Source organism: Parapedobacter sp. 2B3 (genome assembly GCF_041925275.1).
GTDB lineage: Bacteria > Bacteroidota > Bacteroidia > Sphingobacteriales > Sphingobacteriaceae > Parapedobacter > Parapedobacter pyrenivorans_A.
The window spans coordinates 410,696-429,061 of sequence record NZ_JBHEUZ010000001.1 but is presented as its reverse complement, the minus strand read 5'-3'; the positions used below and the strand labels follow the sequence as shown (position 1 = coordinate 429,061).

Below are 18,366 nucleotides of genomic sequence, written 5' to 3'. Positions count from 1 at the left end.
TTTTCCATTCAGTTTGTTAAATAATCCAATAACTTCCGCTTTCCCCGTAGGTATTGGCTCCGAGACGTCGCCTCACTGATTCGCAGGATGTGTGCGATTTCTTCGTGGTCATAGCCTTCCAGCAGGTAGAGCGTAAGCACCAGCCGATAACCCTCGGGTAACTTGTTGATCGCTTGTTTGATGGCGGCAACCTGTAGCTCGATGTCGTTCTCACCATCCTCCACGTCGGCGGGTTCTTCGCCGTCTCCCAGTGATTGCAATTCCAGCTTCCTTTTGCGCAACGTCGAGATGGACTTGTTTACCACTATTTGTTTCATCCAAAGACCAAATGTGCTCTCTTGGCGGAAACTATCCAAGCGGGAAAACGCATCGATAAACGCCTCTTGCAACACATCGGCGGCTTCAGCCTCATCCTGTACAATACGTAAGGCGGTATTATACATCGCTTTTGCGTATAAATTATACAATTTGAACTGCGATGGGCGGTCGCCTTGTTTGCAGGCCACTACCAATTCGTAATGCTTGTCAGTGAATGAGGCTTCCAACGAGTTTCTTATTATGATGCGCTAATTGTACAATTCGATCAATTCCTCCTATTAGTTTCCCTTTCCCTTTGTCAATAGACGCGGGTAAGCCTCGCAATGTTGCATCATGCGTGTAAATAAATCGGCGGTGCGTTGAAAACTATGCCGTGCTGGCGTAACGGTTATAGGTGGTCAAGCGCGTCCAAGATTACGCTGCAGGCCGCTGCTATGTCATCGTCTTTGATGATAAGCGGCGGAGAAACGCGCAAGGCAGTAGCGCAATGCAGAAACCAATCGATAATCACCCCGTTGTCCGCACAATACTTACTTACGTATGCCACCTGCTCAAAGGTGTCCAGCTGGATGCAAAACATCAGGCCGATGCCCCTTATTTCGCGGATCGACGGATGTTGCAATTGCCGGCGGAACAGGTGGGCTTTTCGTTCCACATCTTCCACGAGGCGCTCGTTCAGGATGACGTTGAGCGATGCGAGTGCAGCAGCACAACTTACGGGATGGCCACCAAAGGTAGTAATGTGGCCCAGCATCGGGTTGTCTTTGATCACGTCCATCACGGCTTTGTTGGCTACAAATGCGCCGATGGGCATGCCGCCACCCATTCCTTTAGCGAGGAGTAGGATGTCCGGTTCGATGCCGTAGTGTTGAAAAGCGAATAGCTTGCCGGTACGGCCGAACCCCGTTTGGATTTCGTCGAAGATAAGTAGGGTACCTGTTTCGTCACAGCGCTTGCGTATGGCACGCATGTATGACAGGTCGGGCACACGTATACCCGCTTCGCCCTGGACTGCTTCAAGAATCACCGCGGCGGTTGATGTGTCGATTTTACCGATATCATCGGGGTTGTTGTAGCGGATAAACGCTATCCCAGGCAATAGGGGCGCATAGGCTTGGTGGTACTCGGGGTTACCAATGAGGCTGAGGGCCCCCTGTGTACTGCCATGATAGGCTTTTTCGGCAGCGATGAGTTGGCGCCGCCCGGTAAATTTCTTCGCGATTTTCATGGCACCCTCGGTAGCTTCGGTGCCCGAATTCGTAAAATAGACGGAATCGAAGCGCTCCGGGAGGACAGCAAGGAGCTGCGTAGCCAAAGCGACCTGCGGCGCCTGCACAAATTCGCCGTACACCGTTACGTGCAAATACCTGTCGAGTTGATCAGCAACCGCTTCGAGTACCCGGGGATGGCGGTGGCCGATATTGCTCACCGCAAAGCCGGATACGAGATCGATGTATCGTTCGCCATTTGGGCCAAATAGGTATACCCCTTCGGCGCGGTCTATTTCGATGAGGCGGGGTGAAGCCGAGGTCTGCGCGGTATTAGCGAGAAAAAGTTGCCGGTTACTAAGCATGCGCGAAGTTACGGAATATTTTATGGATGGTCGCGGTCACGCCGCCGGTGCTGTAACTCGCGCAGCAGGTAGTTCCGAAACTCCTCTTCGACTTCGAAGAACCGCGATGCGCGAGCCTGGCCCACGATGGCAGCAAAACTTTTCCGGTAGGTTTTCTTCACCTCCAGTTCCTTGGCGTCGAATGCGAGGACATCCCGGTCGGAGAGGTTAAAGTTGTTTCCGGGGATGGTCTTGTTCTCCAATTGGGACTTATTGCCGAGTCGTCCCATTGAACGCCGTTCCTGTTTCAGTTTGGAAATTTCCCGATGGTATTGGTTATACACCGGGAAAAATTTCTGTGCTTCCGACGGGGTGAGGTTCAATTCCTTGGTGATAAAGGCGATTTTTTCCGATTCGATTCGTTCAAAGCGCTCGGCCCTGCTTTCCTGTGCCACCACGATGGTGATAGGAAGCAACAACGCTAATGCGATGAGATGGAATCGTTTTGCCACGGTCATTGTTATAACGTATGATTAAGGTATGCTTCAATATCTTCCTCGCTAATCCCTTCGCCGATGGTACGCTCATCGAAGTCGTCGAATTGCTCGGAGATATACATCATATCGTTCGGTGCCCCATAAAGTTCCAGGTAATCGAGGATTTGTTGGTCCGATACAGCGGCCAACGGACTCTTGGTTTCGGATGTGCCTGGAGCGATGCTGAACATGCCGACCCATCCCAGCACCACCGCAACACTGGCGGCGGCAGCGTAGGCCACCCATTTGGGGCGGCCGAGCCTGCGTGCGGGTATAGATGGCTGTTGGGCACGTTGCTTGATTTGATCGGACAGCCTGTCAAAATAATGCTCGGGGGCAGTGAATCCGGCGTCGGCCACGTGTCCATTGATTTTGTGATGGGCCATTAACAGCTGTTCCGACTCGCCGAAATAACCTTCGGGCACAGCAAATCCGGGGTCATTGACGACCGCTTTCAGCTTCTCTTCAGCGATTTTCGCCGTTATGCTTTCCGTCAATTGTTCAAAATAGCCCGCCGGAACGCCAAAAGTAGCCTGCATATCGCCCTGCTGACATCGTTGGATAGTATGGTGATACAAGCTTTCGAAGTAACCATTGGGCACGGTATACGGATTCGCACGCAATGCCTGGGGCAATTGTTCCGCGGCATCAGCGTGGTGGTATGTGTGTTTCTCCTTCATGGTACTTCCTTAGATGATTTTGTTACGTGAAGGTTTAATCGTTTTCTTCAAAAAAGTGGGCTATTTTCTTTACCGCTAGGTGGTATGACGCTTTCAGTGCACCCACGCTGGTGCCCACGATCTCTGATATTTCCTCGTATTTCAAATCGTCAAAATATTTCATGTTAAACACGATACGTTGCTTCTCTGGCAGTGTAAGCAACGCCTGCTGTAATTTCAGCTGCGCCTGGTCGCCGTTGAAATACGTTGTATCCGTCAGTGTCTCGGCCAGGTAAGCAGCGTTTTCGTCGTCAAGCGATACCTGTTGCCGTTGCTTCTTCTTATTCAAGAACGTGATGCATTCGTTGGTGGCGATGCGGTATAGCCACGTGTACAACTGCGCGTCTTCCCTGAAATTCTCCAGGTTTTTCCACACCTTGATGAATATATCCTGCACCAGATCGTCAGCATCATCATGGTCTATAACCAAACGCCGCACATGCCAATAGATTTTTTGCTGATACTTTTTTAGGAGCTGCCCGAATGCGTCATCCCGCGTACGTTTATCAGCAAAAAGGGCTAGTATTTGAGCGTCTTCCATAGGGTGCTGTGCGGCGTTCGTGTTTAGCGTTCTATTTCCGTTTGATTACACGCTGCGCAGCGGCCACGATATTGGCAGCATTAAGTCCATATTTTTCCATAAGCTGGGCTGGCGTGCCACTTTCCCCGAAGCTATCGTCAACAGCTACATATTCCTGTGGCGATGGGTTGTTCTTTGCCAGTACCTGTGCAATGCTATCACCGAGCCCCCCTAGCCGGTTATGCTCTTCTGCAGTAACCACGCATCCGGTTTTGGCCACCGACCTCAACACTGCTTCTTCGTCCAGCGGCTTGATGGTGTGGATATTGATGATTTCGGCATCGATACCCAATTCGGCCAATTGTTCGCCGGCTTGGATCGCTTCCCAAACCAGGTGGCCGGTCGCAAAGATGCTCACATCGGCGCCTTCATTCACCATCCATGCTTTGCCGATTTCAAACTTCTGGTCGGCATCGGTGAAGATAGGCACTACCGGGCGCCCGAAGCGCAGGTATACGGGACCATGATGGTCGGCAATAGCGATGGTAGCTGCCTTGGTTTGGTTATAGTCACATGGGTTGATCACCGTCATTCCCGGTAGCATTTTCATCAGTCCGATGTCTTCCAAAATCTGGTGGGTGGCGCCGTCTTCACCCAGTGTCAAACCAGCGTGGGAGGCACAGATTTTGACATTCTTGTCAGAGTAAGCGATTGACTGGCGGATTTGGTCATATACCCGGCCGGTGGAGAAGTTGGCGAACGTACCTGTATAAGGGATTTTCCCACCGATGGTCAGCCCTGCTGCAATCCCCATCATGTTCGCTTCGGCAATGCCGATTTGGAAAAAACGTTCCGGAAATTCCTTGATGAAGTCGTTCATCTTGAGTGAGCCCACGAGATCTGCGCAGAGTGCAACGACATTTTCGTTGTTTCTGCCTACTTCCAGCAATCCCGCACCAAAGCCCGAACGTGTGTCTTTTTTATCTGTATATGTGTACTTTTTCATTTTTGTCAGATTTGAGAGGTGAGATTTGAGACATCAGACGGTTGAGTAAAAAAACACGTGGCTGATAGTCTAAGTCTCGTGCCTGAAATTAATAGTCGCCCAATGTTTCTTCTAACTGGGCAAGTGCGGCAGCTAGTTGTTCGTCGTTGGGCGCCACACCGTGCCATTTATGAGATCCCATCATAAAGTCCACACCATTTCCCATTTCCGTTTTCATAAGGATCATGACGGGTTTGCCCTTGCCGGTGCGCAATTTAGCTTCGGCCAACCCCGCCAGCACTTCGCTCATCACATTGCCATTCATCTCAAGCACGTCCCAGCCAAAAGCCTCCCATTTTGCCTTCAAGTTGCCTAGTCCAAGCACTTGTTCCGTGGCACCGTCTATTTGCTGGCCGTTGTAATCGATGGTGGCTATGAGGTTGTCTATTTTATTGTGGGGTGCATACAAGGCCGCTTCCCATATTTGACCCTCTTGTTGTTCGCCGTCGCCCATCAACACATATACCAAATGGTTATCTTTGTTGAGTTTTTTGGCACGTGCGGCTCCGATCGCTACGGATAGGCCCTGGCCCAACGAGCCTGATGCAATCCGGACGCCGGGAAGCCCCTCATGCGTGGTGGGGTGCCCTTGGAGCCGTGAATCGATTTTCCGGAAGGTGGCCAATTCGCTCGCCTCGAAATAGCCCGAACGTGCCAGCGTACTGTAGAACACCGGTGAGATGTGTCCATTGGAGAGGAAAAATAAATCCTCACCGATACCGTCCATGTCAAACCCGGCCTTCCGCTCCATGGCGCTGAAATACAGGGCCACGAAAAAATCCGCGCAGCCCAGTGATCCCCCGGGGTGCCCCGATTGGCACGCGTGGACCATCCGGACGATGTCTCGTCTTACTTGTGATGCAACTCGTTCTAATTTGTTAATTTCTTCGCTCATTATAAAGTGGTTATTAACGATTTTGGCGCTAAAGTTAAGGATTAATTATGAAATTCGTAGTGATTTGAGTCGTGCGTTCTCGTCTTCGCGTCTATTTAGCTCTAACGTTGGCATTCTCCGTCTTCAGAGCATGGGCCGCAGCACCTCCCATACATGCTTAGCCAAGATTTGATGGCCTTCTTCGGTAGGGTGAATGCCGTCCTGTTGGTTTAGGTCGGGCTCACCGGCTACATCGGCCAACAGAAAGGGTACGAAACCCATGTCGTTCTCTTTGGCCAACGCCGGGAATACCGCCGTGAATGCTTTCCCGTAGGAACCCCCCATACTGGGTGGCACCATCATACCCGTAAGCACCATCTTACAGTCGGGGTATTTCGCTTTCACTTTGTCGATGATTTCTTGTAAATTTTTGCGGGTTTCTTCGGTTGGTATTCCCCGCAGTCCGTCATTGGCACCCAACTCCAACACGAATATATCAACCCGCTCCCGCAGCAGCCAGTCGATACGTGCTTTCCCGGCCGCCGATGTCTCGCCGCTCAATCCTCCGTTTATGGTCCGGTAGGGGAGATTCAGCGAATCTATCCATTGCTGGATAATGCCGGGAAACGCAAGCTCCTGCCCTTCGAGCCCGTAGCCGGCGGTGAGGCTATTCCCGAAAAAAAGAATGTTTTTGGTCTCTTCTTTGACGGGAGGGGTAGCGGCTTCTTGTCTTGCCTCGGTGTTTTCTTGGCTCGCCTGGTCCGATGGGCTACCGCATGCTGCAGCCAAAACAAAAAAAACCAGAAAAAATCCCCACTTCAAACACATCATTACATGGCTTCAGCTACGACTTCCTGTACTTCGGGCACCATCCGCTTAAGCAAGCCTTCGATGCCTGCTTTGAGGGTAATCATAGAAGAAGGGCAGCCGCTGCACGACCCCCGCAGTTCTACCAGTACCCGTCCGTCTTCGAAAGCGACGTAGCTGATTGCTCCACCGTCTTGTTCAACGGCTGGCCGCACATAATCGTGCAGGATCTGTTGTATCTTGATTTCCGTTTCCGATCCTTCAAATGCGACGTCCTCGTCTTTGGCCACTTCTTGCACTTTCAACTCGGACTCAACGGCGCCTTTGACGAAGTCTTTCAAGAGGGACTCTATATCTTCCCACTCGGCATCCTCCGTTTTCGTGATCGTTACGAAATTACTGGCGAAGAATACACCATTTACGAAATTGAACTTGAAGAGTTCACGGGCAAACGGAGATTCCTGCGCTTTTTCCCGGTCGGGATAATCCAAGCTGCCATTGACCAACAGTTTGTTGACCAAAAACTTCATTGTTGCCGGGTTGGGTGTATATTCGGTATATACGTTTATCGTTGCCATTGCTTCGTCGTTTTTACAAAAATATCAATATTTCCCCAAAAGTAGGGTCAGCGTACCGTCAAAGGTTAAACGCCGGTATAGTTCCATGGCGTTATCGCCTTCAGTTCCGCCTTTATTTCCTCGCTTACATTGAGGGTTTCTACAAACGCTGCAATAGTGCCTTGGCTCACCGCTTCGTTGGTACGGGTTAAGGCTTTCAATGCTTCATATGGTTTGGGATACCCCTCACGCCGCAGGATGGTTTGGATCGCTTCTGCTACCACTGCCCAATTTTGCTCCAGATCTGTTTTCAATGCCCCCTCGTTGAGGATGAGCTTCTGCAAGCCCCTTATTGCCGACTTGATGGCTACTAGGGTATGGGCCACTGGTACGCCGGTATTGCGGAGCACTGTAGAGTCGGTGAGGTCACGTTGTAAACGCGATATGGGCAGTTTGGATGCGAAGTGCTCCAATAGCGCATTCGCGATACCCAGGTTTCCCTCGGCATTTTCAAAGTCGATCGGGTTGACCTTATGCGGCATGGCCGACGAACCGATCTGCCCTTTGGTTATCTTCTGTTTGAAGTAATCCATCGAGATGTAGGTCCAAATATCCCGGCACAGATCAATCAAGATGGTGTTGATGCGCTTCAGCGTATCACACTGTGCTGCGAAATGATCGTAATGTTCAATCTGGGTAGTGGTTTGCGAACGGGTTAATCCCAAGGTTTCGTTAACGAACGAATTGCCGAAAGAGATCCAATCCAGGTGTGGGTAGGCTACGTTGTGAGCGTTGAAATTGCCCGTTGCTCCGCCGAATTTCGCGGCGTGGGGAATACGCTCAAGGAGTTCCACTTGGTTGTTAAGCCGTTCGGTAAATACCGTGATTTCCTTACCCAGCCGCGTAGGGGATGCGGGTTGGCCATGGGTACGGGCCAGCATAGGAACAGCCACCCATTCAGCTGCCCGTTGTTCCAGTGCGGCAATGAGACTCTTGAGTTGGGGGAGGTATACGTTCGCAAGCGCTTCCTTCCAGGCATACGGTATAGCGGTGTTGTTGATGTCCTGCGATGTCAATCCAAAGTGGATAAATTCCAACGAATCGGTTAGTCCCAGCGTTTCAAACCGATCTTTGAGGAAATATTCAACGGCTTTTACATCGTGGTTGGTTTCTTTTTCCTTTTCCTTGATCCACTGCGCGTCGGCTAAACTGAAATCTATATAAATTTCGCGGAGTTTTTCATTGAGGCTTCCGTCAAAATGGCGTAGTTGCGGTACACCATACCCACACAAGCTGATAAAATATTCTACTTCCACGAGTACCCGATATTTAATGAGCGCATATTCCGAGAAATAGGGGGACAGTTCTTGGGTAGCTTGATGGTAGCGGCCATCGACGGGAGAAATCGCAGTGAGTGGTGAAAGTGCCATATAGTTACTTTTGGGCAAAGGTAACTATTTGGCGCGCCAAATGCGAACTTAGAACAACTTAGCATTCGCGAACGTCGATTTGAGATTTCTCAAACATTTTACGTCGTTATTTGTCGTCTATAGCACATACACAGACAAAACCGCGGCCCGTCCCGCGGCGCCCTACAGCCGGGGGACGGTAGCCGGGCACATGCCGATATTGGAGAATCAGAAAAACACACAAAAAAGTAATACTGGCAAAATATTATTATGGATACGTTTGTACAATCTTTTTGAATGCATAGCGTTATCATGATAACGAGCGACCAGCGTAAGTGAGTAGACTTGATAGATCGTTGCCAGCTCATTAATTGACCTTTGTAGACGCCTGATGAGGAAAAAAATATTATATATTGAAGACGACCCTGATATGGCAGACATTGTCTCGGAAATTATGCAGTTTGAGGATTATGAAGTCCTTACCGATAGTGGCAAGTCCATGCACAGGCTTTTAAAAGATAACGATATCGGTCTTATTCTAATGGACGAAGGACTTAGCTGGTGTTGGGGTAGCACCCTCTGTAAAGAGCTGCGCTCGAATGAAAAAACGGCAAGTATACCGATTGTTATGATTTCTGCTGTTCGCGAAATCGATAACATCGCGGAACACTGCGGCGCCAATGCCTATATCCGCAAGCCATTTGAAATATACGATGTCATCGATGTTGTAAATGACCACTACCCGCATGGGTAACTGTTGTCGAATATTAAAATATTATGAAGAGAGCAAAAGTAAACGGCGGACCAGCGCTGGGCACTGGCCACCAAAACGAGATTCTTTCCGATAAAACGGATGAGGGAGGTACGAGCGATGGCAAAGGCCATGAAGTATCGCGCATGAGGATGCTTGAAAACCTAAAGCTCGCATTGTTTTTTTGCCGGGCCCAAGGCCGTATGGCGAGGGGTGAGCAGTAAACAGCTTCATGGCACATAACGCGTGGCAACTATCGCATTGGATCGAGATGCCACTGGAACTATCTTCAGGAATTTCAGTGTCCAGACGGTTGTAAATCTGTTCCATCGAGTTCAATATCCGTAGGCATATCGCTGTATCTATGGTTTTTACGAAAGTTGTTTCTGAACCTGCATCAGCAAGCTGTCTATTCCAAAGGGTTTGGCAACATAGCTGTCCGCTTCGCATGCAGATGCCATGGTATGCAGGTCGTGTTCGGCAGAAAAAAGGATTACAGGCATGTGCCGCGTATGTATGTTGGCTTTAAGGTCTTTGCAGATATCGGTTCCTTTCTTCTTTGACCCACCGATGCGGACATCCAACAGCACAATATCCGGGTGCAGTACGCTGATGAAATCGGCTTCGAGGCCTACCTTTGACAGGATAACCTCAAAGCCGGAATCTTGGAATACAATGTTGAGTATTTCCAAGATGTCTTCATCATCGTCAATAATCAGTATCGATTTTGCCATGGTACTAACTTACTTCGCTAACAAACGTAGTCCTCGTATTGTTTAGGCGAAGTGGTGTTGGGGCGGCCGGCCCGTCTACCTGTCAATGGCCTCGATGGCAAAGCCCGCCTGTTGTACGGCTTCGATAACTTGTTGGGCCGAAGCCCCGGTGGCTGCCACGGTCAATATTTTGTCTTTATCGTCGGTGTCTACCTTCCAATGTGCAATACCATCTAACCGGTCGAGGTATGGCGTCACGGTTGCCACACAGCCACCACAGTTGATGTTCGTTTTGAATTGCAAATGTTGATCGTTGTTTTCCATCTTGTTTGAATTTATTGTCGTTAATGAATGGTTTGTTTTTTTCCATTTCAGCCGCAAGCTGTTGCTCACTACGCTCACGCTGCTCAAGGCCATCGCCGCGCCGGCTATCATGGGATTCAGTAAGAAACCAGTTATGGGGTATAATATGCCAGCGGCGATGGGGATACCAATGAGATTGTAGATAAATGCCCAAAACAGGTTCTGTTTGATGGTCGCTACGGTTTGCTTAGATAACCGGATGGCCTGCGGTATTTTGGTCAGATCGGATGAGATAATGGTCATCTTGGCCACATCCATCGCAATATCGCTGCCTTTGCCCATGGCGATGCTTACGTCTGCCGTAGCCAATGCGGTACTATCATTGATGCCATCGCCCACCATCGCTACGGTTTTACCCTGCCGTTGGAGTTCCTTCACAAAATCCGCTTTATGTTGTGGCAAAACCTCCGCTTTATAATGCCCAATGCCGGTTTGCTGCGCAATGGCCTTGGCCGTAGCCTCATTGTCGCCCGTAAGCATGTAAAGCGCGATACCCATTTCCTGCATTTGTTTGATGGCCGATACGGAAGTCTCCTTAATCTTGTCCGAAATGGCCAATACGGCCAGCGCCTGTGTGCGGTTTGCAAACCAGATGACTGTTTTCGACTGTCTACCCCATTCGTCGGCATGCTGTTGCAGTTCGTCGGCAATGGAAACACCATGCTCCATTAAGAGCCCTTTGTTCCCAGCAAAATAGGTTTCGCCGTCGTAGGCCGCTTTCACGCCCTTGCCGGTAATGCTCTCAAATTCCAGTAAGTCCACGGCGTTCGTTCCGGCGAGCTGGTTGGTCACCGCAGCGGCCAATGGGTGCTCGGATTGTTTTTCCAAGCTAAACAAAACCCGCTTTGCCGTATCGTCGTCGTTCAGCCATTTCGCACCGGTTACTTCCGGTTTACCTTCGGTGATGGTCCCGGTTTTGTCGAGCACCATGGCGTTTACTTTTTTTGCCAGCTCCAGGCTTTCAGCATCTTTGATGAGTATCCCGTTTTCGGCACCTTTGCCCACACCCACCATGATCGCGGTGGGGGTGGCCAGTCCCAAAGCACAAGGGCATGCGATGACCAATACCGTAATGGCTGCCAAAAGCCCATGTACTACACCATGGTCGCCGCCCAATGCCATCCACAGTATGAACGTAAGCAGGGCGATGCCCATCACAATGGGAACGAAAATGCCAGCAATCTTATCAACTAGTTTCTGTACCGGGGCTTTGCTGCCCTGCGCATCCTGTACTGTTTTAATGATTTGGGCAAGCATGGTTTCCTTGCCAACCTTCACCGTTTTGAACCGGAAGCTCCCTTTTTGGTTGATGGTGCCCGCAAAAACCTTTTCGTCTGCCGCTTTAAGCACAGGCAGGGGTTCTCCACTCAACATGCTTTCGTCTACATACGAGCTGCCCGACAAGACCATTCCATCCACCGCAATCTTTTCACCCGGCTTCACCAAAACCACGTCGTCCACATGCACATCTTCAATGGGTGTTTGCTGTTCACGGCCGTCAGGCAGTACCAATGTTACTGTTTTCGGTTGCAAGCCCATCAGTTTCTTGATGGCTGATGAGGTGTTGCCTTTTGCCCTTTCTTCCAATAGTTTTCCAAGCAGTATAAAGGCAACGATGACCGCCGCTGCTTCGAAATACACGTGGGCCTCAAGGCCCCGTTGGTGCCAGAACTCGGGCATCAGCATATTAAAAACACTGAATACGTACGCGATACCTGTGCTCAATGCCACCAAGGTGTCCATGTTGGCTTTACGGTGCTTGGCCTGTTTCCAGGCATTACGGTAGAAATCCCGGCCCAGCCACAGCACCACGGGCGTGGTAAACAACCACATGATTTCATTGGCGTAGGGTATGGTCATGAAAAACATACCAATAGCCACCACGGGTAAGGAGAGGGCAACGGCCCAAATCGTTTTTTGTTTTAACGACCGGAACTGTTGTTCGTGGAGGGCTTCCAACGTTTCCTGCCGTGTATCCTCGCTTTCGAGGAGTAAATCATAACCCACGGAGCGGATGGCTTTCTGCAGGGCAACCGGGGTAGTGATGCCTGGCTGGTATTCTACCGACAGTGTCGCCGTAGCAAAATTAACCGACGCATCGACCACCCCATCGGTTGATTTAGCCATGCTCTCCACGCTGGCTGCGCAGGATGCACAGGTCATGTTCAGTACCGGGAAAGATTGTTTTACCGAATTTTTAGCTGCTGTTGCCATTGCTTATGCTTTTATTGTACCCTACAAAGGTGGCAACTATATCTGTGCAAGTCGTTGTGGAATTCTGGAATTGTTTTGTAAGATTTATACCTTATCCAGCGGTTTTCGTTTGTCTTCCTTGATTTTCTTGAAATGGCTAGGGGTAAGCCCGGTTACTTTTTTGAACTGGTTGCTTAGGTACGCCACACTGGAGTAGTTGAGCCGGTAGGCTATCTCGCTAAGTGTCAGTTCATCATACACCAATAGTTCCTTCACCTTTTCGATTTTCTGGGCAATGAAGTATTTTTCAATCGTGATACCCCCCACTTCTGAAAACAGATTGGAGAGGTAGCTGTAATCGTGGTTGAGGGCATGGCTGAGCACATCCGATAGGTTGTATTTGTTATCACTCTCCCGGTGATGCACCAGCTCAATAATGACCGTTTTGATCTGCTCGATGATGCGGCTCTTCCTGTCGTCGATGAGTTCAAACCCCACATTGGTCAACGCGTTATCCAGTGCCGTTCTTTTTTTGTCGGATAAGTTGTGGTTGAGTGTAACCTCCCCCAGTTTGATGTTGCTTATGGGGATGCCAAGTTTATCCATTTCGTTCTGTACCACCATGATACAGCGATCGCAGACCATATTTTTTATAAATAGCTTATCCATCGTCTTACGCCAATCAAAGGTACGAAAAGAAATACCATTTTATTACCTTGATATAACTCCGTGTTGCGGCAACTGCTATCGCCATTTGGATGCTTGTCTATTAAAAAAAGGGCCGGAAATTCGGTCTGCTGGTAAATGGCGAAAATGCCCAGGGAATCGATGCCAGGATAATCAATAGGCCTATCGTATACCAGATGGCCATGGTTTTAAATTTTTCATTGTCCGTTGCTTTCCGCTTGGCTTTGGCCGAACCGACGGTAATCAACACGACGGCTACGACCATCATTAAACTGTGCTCCATGCCGAAGAAACGGAAATGCCGCTGATGGACTGTCTCCGGGAGGTGTTGTAGAAAATGATTGGAAAACGGGCTGATGACGTAGAGCCAGAGACCCAATAGCAGCTGGATATGGATAATGGTTGCTGTCCAATGGCGTACGGCATTATCAAATCGGGAGAATGTCCTTTTAGAAAACCAACCGGTGTAAGCGCAGGCAATGGAAATAAGCAATGCAGCCAGCACAAGCCACCGGACCAATGAATGCGTTGCTAATAGCGTAGGGTACATGATGTACCGGCAATAGTACGAAATTTATTTTTTTACAGTTTAACACATCTTAACAAATTAATTGCAACAAAACAGGGGCGGCGTGCGTTAAAAATGATTTTTATCACCTAAAGCAATGGCCCGAAGAAAGGGAGGGTTACAGAAGTATATCGGCAAATAGTGGAAATATTCAAGATCCAAAAATCTATTCTTGGCGTACCAATATGGGCACGGAGCGAAAAGGATAGATTGCCCTTGGGCAGGACAGTGCAGTACGGAACATCGATTATTGTATTTATATTAGCGGCGCCGTTTAACCAATTTGCATGATCTTGAACAAACCCATATTTCAATACCGTACGTTATTTCTGGTCGCCATTACGGCTAGCCTAGTGATTAGGCCTGCGCTTGCACAGCAACACGACTATTATGCGCTGCGCTGCGAGTACCTAATAAATCCCTTAGGTATTGATGAGACGAATCCCCGCCTTACGTGGAAATTAAAAGACTCGGAAGAAGGGGCGCGGCAAACGGCATACCGTATCATCGTTGGAACAGATTCCATCGCGGTGGCCAACGGAACGGGCAACCAGTGGGACAGCGGAGAGCTGCTATCCGACGCTAATTTAATCCGTTATGATGGTGTGCCGCTAAAACCATTTACCCGTTACTATTGGAGTGTGGCGGGACGGGGCATGGCGGGTAGTCAATACAGCCGGGCACCGGTCGCGTTTTTTGAGACCGGAATGATGAGCTCCCGATGGCATGGTGCCTGGATTTCGGATGGCCATGGGATAGACCATCGCCCTGCTCCATTTTTTCGCAAAGAATTTCAATCCAACAAGCCAATCAAGTCGGCCCGGGCTTATATCGCCGCCGCTGGACTTTACGAATTATACCTGAACGGTAGGCGCGTTGGCGATCACCGGCTTGATCCGATGTATACCCGTTACGATCGGCGTATATTGTACGTCTCCCACGATGTGACAAGCGTGGTCCAACAAGGTGCGAACGCCGTAGGCGTTGTGCTTGGCAACGGATGGTATAATCACCAAGCCATGGCCGTGTGGAACTTTGACAAGGCACCCTGGCGGAATCGACCCGCCTTCTGTTTAGATATCCGCATCACTTACGAAGACGGTACAGTAGAAACCATCAGCTCCGAGCGCGATTGGAAAACAAGTGGCGGAGCGATTACATCCAACAACATTTATACAGCCGAACATGTTGACGCCCGGTTAGAGCAAGCAGGTTGGCATGCGGTCGGCTTCGATGACAGCGATTGGCGGGGTGTCTCCTATAGGTCGGCACCAGCTAAGCATATCGTGACACAAGCACTTCATCCCATTCGGAATGTGGAAGAAATCCAACCGGAAACGTTAACACGCGTGGATGATACAACCTACCTGTTTGATTTGGGCCGGAATATCGCAGGCGTAACCAAACTTACGGTTGCGGGGCCTGCCGGTACGGTGCTGCGTCTTAAACACGGCGAGCGCTTAAGCGAAAATGGCCTTGTGGATCTTTCAAATATCGATGTGTATTACCGGCCAATAGACGATTCGGATCCATTCCAAACCGATATCGTGACGCTGAAAGGGGAGGGAACAGAGACGTTTATGCCGAAATTCAACTATAAAGGTTTCCGATACATCGAAATCACCAGCAGTCAGCCCGTGCAGCTCGACCGGACCAGTTTGGTAGCGTATTTCATGCATAGCGATGTGCCTGCTGTCGGTGCAATCCGCTCGTCAAACCCGCTTCTGGATCGTATCGCTTGGGCCACGAACAATGCTTACCTTTCCAATCTCTTTGGCTATCCCACCGACTGCCCGCAACGCGAGAAGAACGGCTGGACGGGCGATGGCCATTTTGCTATCGAAACGGCATTGTATAATTTCGATGGCATCACCATCTATGAAAAATGGTTGGACGACCATCGTGATGAACAACAACCCAACGGTGTGCTGCCCGATATCATACCGACAGGCGGATGGGGATATGGAACGGCCAATGGAACCGATTGGACAAGTACCATTGCCATCATTCCATGGAACCTGTACCTTTTTTATGGCGATACCAAACCGTTGTCGGAGAATTACGAAGCGATTAAGCGGTATGTGGATTATGTCACCCAAATCAGCCCTAATGGATTGACCACTTGGGGGCGGGGCGATTGGGTGCCGGTGAAATCCCAATCATCGCTCGAACTTACATCGTCTATTTATTACTACGTAGATGCGGTCATCCTGTCTAAAGCTGCCCAATTGCTTGGAAAACAGGAAGACCACGAACAATACAGCCGGTTGGCCGGGTTTATAAAAAAGGCGATCAATGATAAGTACCTCGATCAGGAAACCGGGGTCTACGCTTCCGGTACGCAGACGGAACTTAGCATGCCGTTGATGTGGCACGTCGTTCCCGAGCCATTGATAGCTAAGGTTGCCCAACGGTTGGCGGAACGTGTGGAAGCGGATGGCAGCCACATTGATGTGGGCGTATTGGGGGCAAAGGCCATTCTCAACGCGCTGAGCGAAAATGGATACGCGGATCTTGCGTATACGTTGGCTTCCCGCGATACGTATCCCTCTTGGGGAGCATGGGTTGCCGCTGGGGCGACCACCCTACTTGAAAACTGGGACCTTAATGCCACGCGCGACATTTCCGACAACCACATGATGTTTGGCGAGATCGGTGCCTGGTTTTTCAAAGGGTTGGGGGGCATCAAGCCCGATGAACGGCAGCCGGGATTCAAACACGTGCGGCTGGAACCGCATTTCGTGCAGGGGCTGGACCACTTCGAGGCAACGTTCGACGGGCCTTATGGAAAAATTGAGAGCCGTTGGACGCGAAATGGCAGGCGCGTGGACATCGACGTTGTCATCCCCGCCAACAGCACCGCCACATTGATGCTGCCGGATGGTGAGCAACGGGAATTGCCCGCCGGTAATCATGCGGTGCAATGGCGGAGCAGGCAGTAGCCCTGAAATGACAAATGGCAATATGATGATCGGTCTTCAATGAAACAGCAAACAGACAACGAACTTCTCGCATTGCTTGCCACAGGCGATGAATCGTCTTTTGAAGCCCTCTATCAAAGGTACTGGAAAAAAATGTTTGTCATCGCCTCCAATCGTCTGGATCATCCGGAAGATGCCGAAGAAATCGTACAAGACATCTTTGCTTCGTTGTGGCATAGGCGTGCAACCCTCAAGCAGCACCTCAATTTGCCCGTGTACCTGGCGGTTTCCGTGAAATATCGCATCATAAAAGTGTTGGGAAAGCAACGCCTGCAACAACGATATGTCGATTCGCTGCCGGCAGACAATCGGACGGACGATTCAACGCAAGAATGGTTGGCGTTCGATGAACTTCAGGAACAGCTTGCCGTATATGTAGCACAGTTACCTGAAAAATGCCGTTTGGTGTTTCGCCTGAGCCGTGAGGAAGGCCTTTCCCAGAAGCAGATTGCCGCGAAGCTCGGTATCGCTGAAAAGACGGTCGAATCGCATTTGGCTAAAGCCTTCAAAGTTCTACGTACAAAGCTAGCCAGCTTTATGTTCACGTTGCTCTGAACGTGATTTTTTTCTTTTTTTTCTTCTGGGGATAGGGGATTGCTCTTCCTGCGGGTATCTATTAATAAAGGGCCCTAAAAATGAGCGAAAAGGAACGGTACGAAAAACTAGCGTTAAAGTGGCTTGACGGCACAATCTCTGCTGATGAGAAAGACGAGTTTGCCGCATGGTATAATAGCCATGATGATAGTGAATCGATACTTCCTGCATCTTTTGTAGAGAGCGAGCAGGCACTTGAAGCTCGGATTTACGCCCGTGTGAAATATTCGGTAGCTCATGCCGAGCCGATAGCCACTACCAGAAAAAGTAAAAAGCTGAAATGGGTATTCCCTGCTGCTGCGGTGCTGCTGATGGGCCTGTCGATGGGGTTATACGTTTGGCTCTCTTCCGTGGATAATGCGGAACGTTCACCGTATGACATAGCGCCCGGCAGTAACAAAGCAATGCTGACTTTCTCCGATGGCCGGTCGGTTGAACTCAGTGAGGCACAAAACGGCATTGTTATCGCCGATGGCGAAATCCGATATCAAGACGGAGAACAATTGGTCAACTCACAGCAAGACGGGGAGAAGGGCTTGATTACCATGCGCACACCGAAAGGTGGCATGTACCGCGTTACGCTATCTGATGGTAGCATAGTGTGGTTGAACTCCGCTTCCTCGCTCCGGTACCCTGCCCGATTTACATCGGCCAAGCGTGTGGTGGAGCTGGAAGGTGAAGGCTATTTCGACGTGTCACGTAACGAAGAACACCCATTTGTTGTGAAATGCGACGGCCAGGAAATCGAGGTACTTGGTACAGCTTTCAACGTGAACGCTTATGCCGACGAGGGCGGAGCGCGGACAACGCTTGTAGAAGGAAAAGTGCGGCTCACGGCCCGTGGCCCCAACCTGGCGAGCCGTATACTGCACCCCGGCCAACAAGCAAGCCTACAAGACGCCGATTTTACAGTCGTGGACGTGAATACCGATGAATTTACTGCTTGGACGGAAGGGTACTTCCATTTCAACGATACCGATATGCATACCGTGATGAAGCGGTTTGCACGCTGGTATGACATCGAAGTAACGTATGAAGGAGCGATTGAGAATGCGGCATACGGTGGTAGGATACCGATGAATATGCCACTGGGTTCGGTATTGAACGTTTTGAAAATGGCAGGAGTGGAATACGAAATCAAGGAAGACCGTCAGCTCGTCGTCAAAGGGAAATAAGTAA

General features: G+C 50.0%; 19 protein-coding genes. 5 read left to right on the top strand and 14 right to left on the bottom strand.

Annotation, left to right across the window (positions count from 1 at the left end; all coding sequences use genetic code 11):
- Positions 1-8: 8 nt before the first annotated feature.
- The 10 genes from ACEVG1_RS01705 to purB all read right to left on the bottom strand — a co-directional run bounded on the left by ACEVG1_RS01705 (position 9) and on the right by purB (position 8,358).
- The gene (locus ACEVG1_RS01705; RefSeq protein ID WP_374741816.1) at positions 9-545 is read right to left on the bottom strand and encodes an RNA polymerase sigma factor; all 537 of its coding nucleotides are present in this window, start codon (positions 543-545) and stop codon (positions 9-11) included.
- A gap of 161 nt (positions 546-706) precedes the next feature.
- Positions 707-1,891, bottom strand: a complete 1,185-nt coding sequence (locus tag ACEVG1_RS01700) for an aspartate aminotransferase family protein (RefSeq protein WP_374741815.1) — start codon at positions 1,889-1,891, stop codon at positions 707-709.
- Between the two features lie 20 nt (positions 1,892-1,911).
- Positions 1,912-2,382 (bottom strand): hypothetical protein, encoded by a 471-nt coding sequence (locus ACEVG1_RS01695; protein ID WP_374741814.1) that lies wholly within the window; start codon positions 2,380-2,382, stop codon positions 1,912-1,914.
- Between the two features lie 8 nt (positions 2,383-2,390).
- Entirely contained in the window at positions 2,391-3,086 is a 696-nt protein-coding gene (locus tag ACEVG1_RS01690; protein ID WP_374741813.1) for a hypothetical protein, read from the bottom strand.
- Positions 3,087-3,120: 34 nt separating this feature from the next.
- Positions 3,121-3,666 (bottom strand): RNA polymerase sigma factor, encoded by a 546-nt coding sequence (locus ACEVG1_RS01685; RefSeq protein ID WP_374741812.1) that lies wholly within the window; start codon positions 3,664-3,666, stop codon positions 3,121-3,123.
- A gap of 31 nt (positions 3,667-3,697) precedes the next feature.
- Complete coding sequence (locus ACEVG1_RS01680; RefSeq protein ID WP_374741811.1) at positions 3,698-4,651, bottom strand: transketolase family protein; 954 nt, start codon at positions 4,649-4,651, stop codon at positions 3,698-3,700.
- An 88-nt stretch (positions 4,652-4,739) separates the two neighbouring features.
- Entirely contained in the window at positions 4,740-5,585 is an 846-nt protein-coding gene (locus ACEVG1_RS01675) for a transketolase (protein ID WP_374741810.1), read from the bottom strand.
- Positions 5,586-5,708: 123 nt separating this feature from the next.
- Entirely contained in the window at positions 5,709-6,353 is a 645-nt protein-coding gene (locus ACEVG1_RS01670) for an arylesterase (RefSeq protein ID WP_374741809.1), read from the bottom strand.
- 41 nt (positions 6,354-6,394) lie between these two features.
- Complete coding sequence (locus ACEVG1_RS01665) at positions 6,395-6,949, bottom strand: NifU family protein (protein WP_374741808.1); 555 nt, start codon at positions 6,947-6,949, stop codon at positions 6,395-6,397.
- Between the two features lie 65 nt (positions 6,950-7,014).
- A complete protein-coding gene (purB, locus tag ACEVG1_RS01660; protein WP_374741807.1) occupies positions 7,015-8,358 on the bottom strand; it encodes an adenylosuccinate lyase in 1,344 nt (447 codons plus the stop codon).
- A gap of 370 nt (positions 8,359-8,728) precedes the next feature.
- Between purB and ACEVG1_RS01655 the strand changes: the two genes are divergently transcribed.
- Positions 8,729-9,091, top strand: a complete 363-nt coding sequence (locus ACEVG1_RS01655) for a PleD family two-component system response regulator (protein WP_374741806.1) — start codon at positions 8,729-8,731, stop codon at positions 9,089-9,091.
- A gap of 23 nt (positions 9,092-9,114) precedes the next feature.
- Positions 9,115-9,312: a hypothetical protein gene (locus tag ACEVG1_RS01650; protein ID WP_374741805.1), complete on the top strand. Its 198-nt coding sequence runs from the start codon at positions 9,115-9,117 to the stop codon at positions 9,310-9,312.
- 147 nt (positions 9,313-9,459) lie between these two features.
- Here the strand turns inward: ACEVG1_RS01650 and ACEVG1_RS01645 are convergent, their stop codons facing one another.
- The 4 genes from ACEVG1_RS01645 to ACEVG1_RS01630 form a co-directional block, all read right to left on the bottom strand.
- The gene (locus ACEVG1_RS01645; protein ID WP_374741804.1) at positions 9,460-9,822 is read right to left on the bottom strand and encodes a response regulator; all 363 of its coding nucleotides are present in this window, start codon (positions 9,820-9,822) and stop codon (positions 9,460-9,462) included.
- A 75-nt stretch (positions 9,823-9,897) separates the two neighbouring features.
- Positions 9,898-12,378 (bottom strand): heavy metal translocating P-type ATPase, encoded by a 2,481-nt coding sequence (locus tag ACEVG1_RS01640; protein ID WP_374741803.1) that lies wholly within the window; start codon positions 12,376-12,378, stop codon positions 9,898-9,900.
- 84 nt (positions 12,379-12,462) lie between these two features.
- Positions 12,463-13,026: a helix-turn-helix domain-containing protein gene (locus ACEVG1_RS01635; RefSeq protein ID WP_374741802.1), complete on the bottom strand. Its 564-nt coding sequence runs from the start codon at positions 13,024-13,026 to the stop codon at positions 12,463-12,465.
- A gap of 100 nt (positions 13,027-13,126) precedes the next feature.
- Positions 13,127-13,594: a hypothetical protein gene (locus ACEVG1_RS01630; RefSeq protein WP_374741801.1), complete on the bottom strand. Its 468-nt coding sequence runs from the start codon at positions 13,592-13,594 to the stop codon at positions 13,127-13,129.
- Positions 13,595-13,899: 305 nt separating this feature from the next.
- Between ACEVG1_RS01630 and ACEVG1_RS01625 the strand changes: the two genes are divergently transcribed.
- The 3 genes from ACEVG1_RS01625 to ACEVG1_RS01615 all read left to right on the top strand — a co-directional run bounded on the left by ACEVG1_RS01625 (position 13,900) and on the right by ACEVG1_RS01615 (position 18,362).
- Positions 13,900-16,554 (top strand): glycoside hydrolase family 78 protein, encoded by a 2,655-nt coding sequence (locus ACEVG1_RS01625; RefSeq protein ID WP_374741800.1) that lies wholly within the window; start codon positions 13,900-13,902, stop codon positions 16,552-16,554.
- A 39-nt stretch (positions 16,555-16,593) separates the two neighbouring features.
- Entirely contained in the window at positions 16,594-17,148 is a 555-nt protein-coding gene (locus ACEVG1_RS01620) for an RNA polymerase sigma-70 factor (RefSeq protein ID WP_374741799.1), read from the top strand.
- Positions 17,149-17,228: 80 nt separating this feature from the next.
- Positions 17,229-18,362: a FecR domain-containing protein gene (locus ACEVG1_RS01615; RefSeq protein ID WP_374741798.1), complete on the top strand. Its 1,134-nt coding sequence runs from the start codon at positions 17,229-17,231 to the stop codon at positions 18,360-18,362.
- Positions 18,363-18,366 lie beyond the last annotated feature (4 nt).

Bases quoted from the DNA above. Each gene is read 5' to 3' on its own strand.
- purB (WP_374741807.1), bottom strand. From the start codon at position 8,358: ATGGCACTTTCACCACTCACTGCGATTTCTCCCGTCGATGGCCGCTAC.
- ACEVG1_RS01675 (WP_374741810.1), bottom strand. From the start codon at position 5,585: ATGAGCGAAGAAATTAACAAATTAGAACGAGTTGCATCACAAGTAAGA.
- ACEVG1_RS01625 (WP_374741800.1), top strand. From the start codon at position 13,900: ATGATCTTGAACAAACCCATATTTCAATACCGTACGTTATTTCTGGTC.
- ACEVG1_RS01645 (WP_374741804.1), bottom strand. From the start codon at position 9,822: ATGGCAAAATCGATACTGATTATTGACGATGATGAAGACATCTTGGAA.
- ACEVG1_RS01700 (WP_374741815.1), bottom strand. From the start codon at position 1,891: ATGCTTAGTAACCGGCAACTTTTTCTCGCTAATACCGCGCAGACCTCG.
- ACEVG1_RS01655 (WP_374741806.1), top strand. From the start codon at position 8,729: ATGAGGAAAAAAATATTATATATTGAAGACGACCCTGATATGGCAGAC.
- ACEVG1_RS01620 (WP_374741799.1), top strand. From the start codon at position 16,594: ATGAAACAGCAAACAGACAACGAACTTCTCGCATTGCTTGCCACAGGC.
- ACEVG1_RS01615 (WP_374741798.1), top strand. From the start codon at position 17,229: ATGAGCGAAAAGGAACGGTACGAAAAACTAGCGTTAAAGTGGCTTGAC.
- ACEVG1_RS01630 (WP_374741801.1), bottom strand. From the start codon at position 13,594: ATGTACCCTACGCTATTAGCAACGCATTCATTGGTCCGGTGGCTTGTG.
- ACEVG1_RS01640 (WP_374741803.1), bottom strand. From the start codon at position 12,378: ATGGCAACAGCAGCTAAAAATTCGGTAAAACAATCTTTCCCGGTACTG.
- ACEVG1_RS01685 (WP_374741812.1), bottom strand. From the start codon at position 3,666: ATGGAAGACGCTCAAATACTAGCCCTTTTTGCTGATAAACGTACGCGG.
- ACEVG1_RS01680 (WP_374741811.1), bottom strand. From the start codon at position 4,651: ATGAAAAAGTACACATATACAGATAAAAAAGACACACGTTCGGGCTTT.
- ACEVG1_RS01665 (WP_374741808.1), bottom strand. From the start codon at position 6,949: ATGGCAACGATAAACGTATATACCGAATATACACCCAACCCGGCAACA.
- ACEVG1_RS01690 (WP_374741813.1), bottom strand. From the start codon at position 3,086: ATGAAGGAGAAACACACATACCACCACGCTGATGCCGCGGAACAATTG.
- ACEVG1_RS01635 (WP_374741802.1), bottom strand. From the start codon at position 13,026: ATGGATAAGCTATTTATAAAAAATATGGTCTGCGATCGCTGTATCATG.
- ACEVG1_RS01650 (WP_374741805.1), top strand. From the start codon at position 9,115: ATGAAGAGAGCAAAAGTAAACGGCGGACCAGCGCTGGGCACTGGCCAC.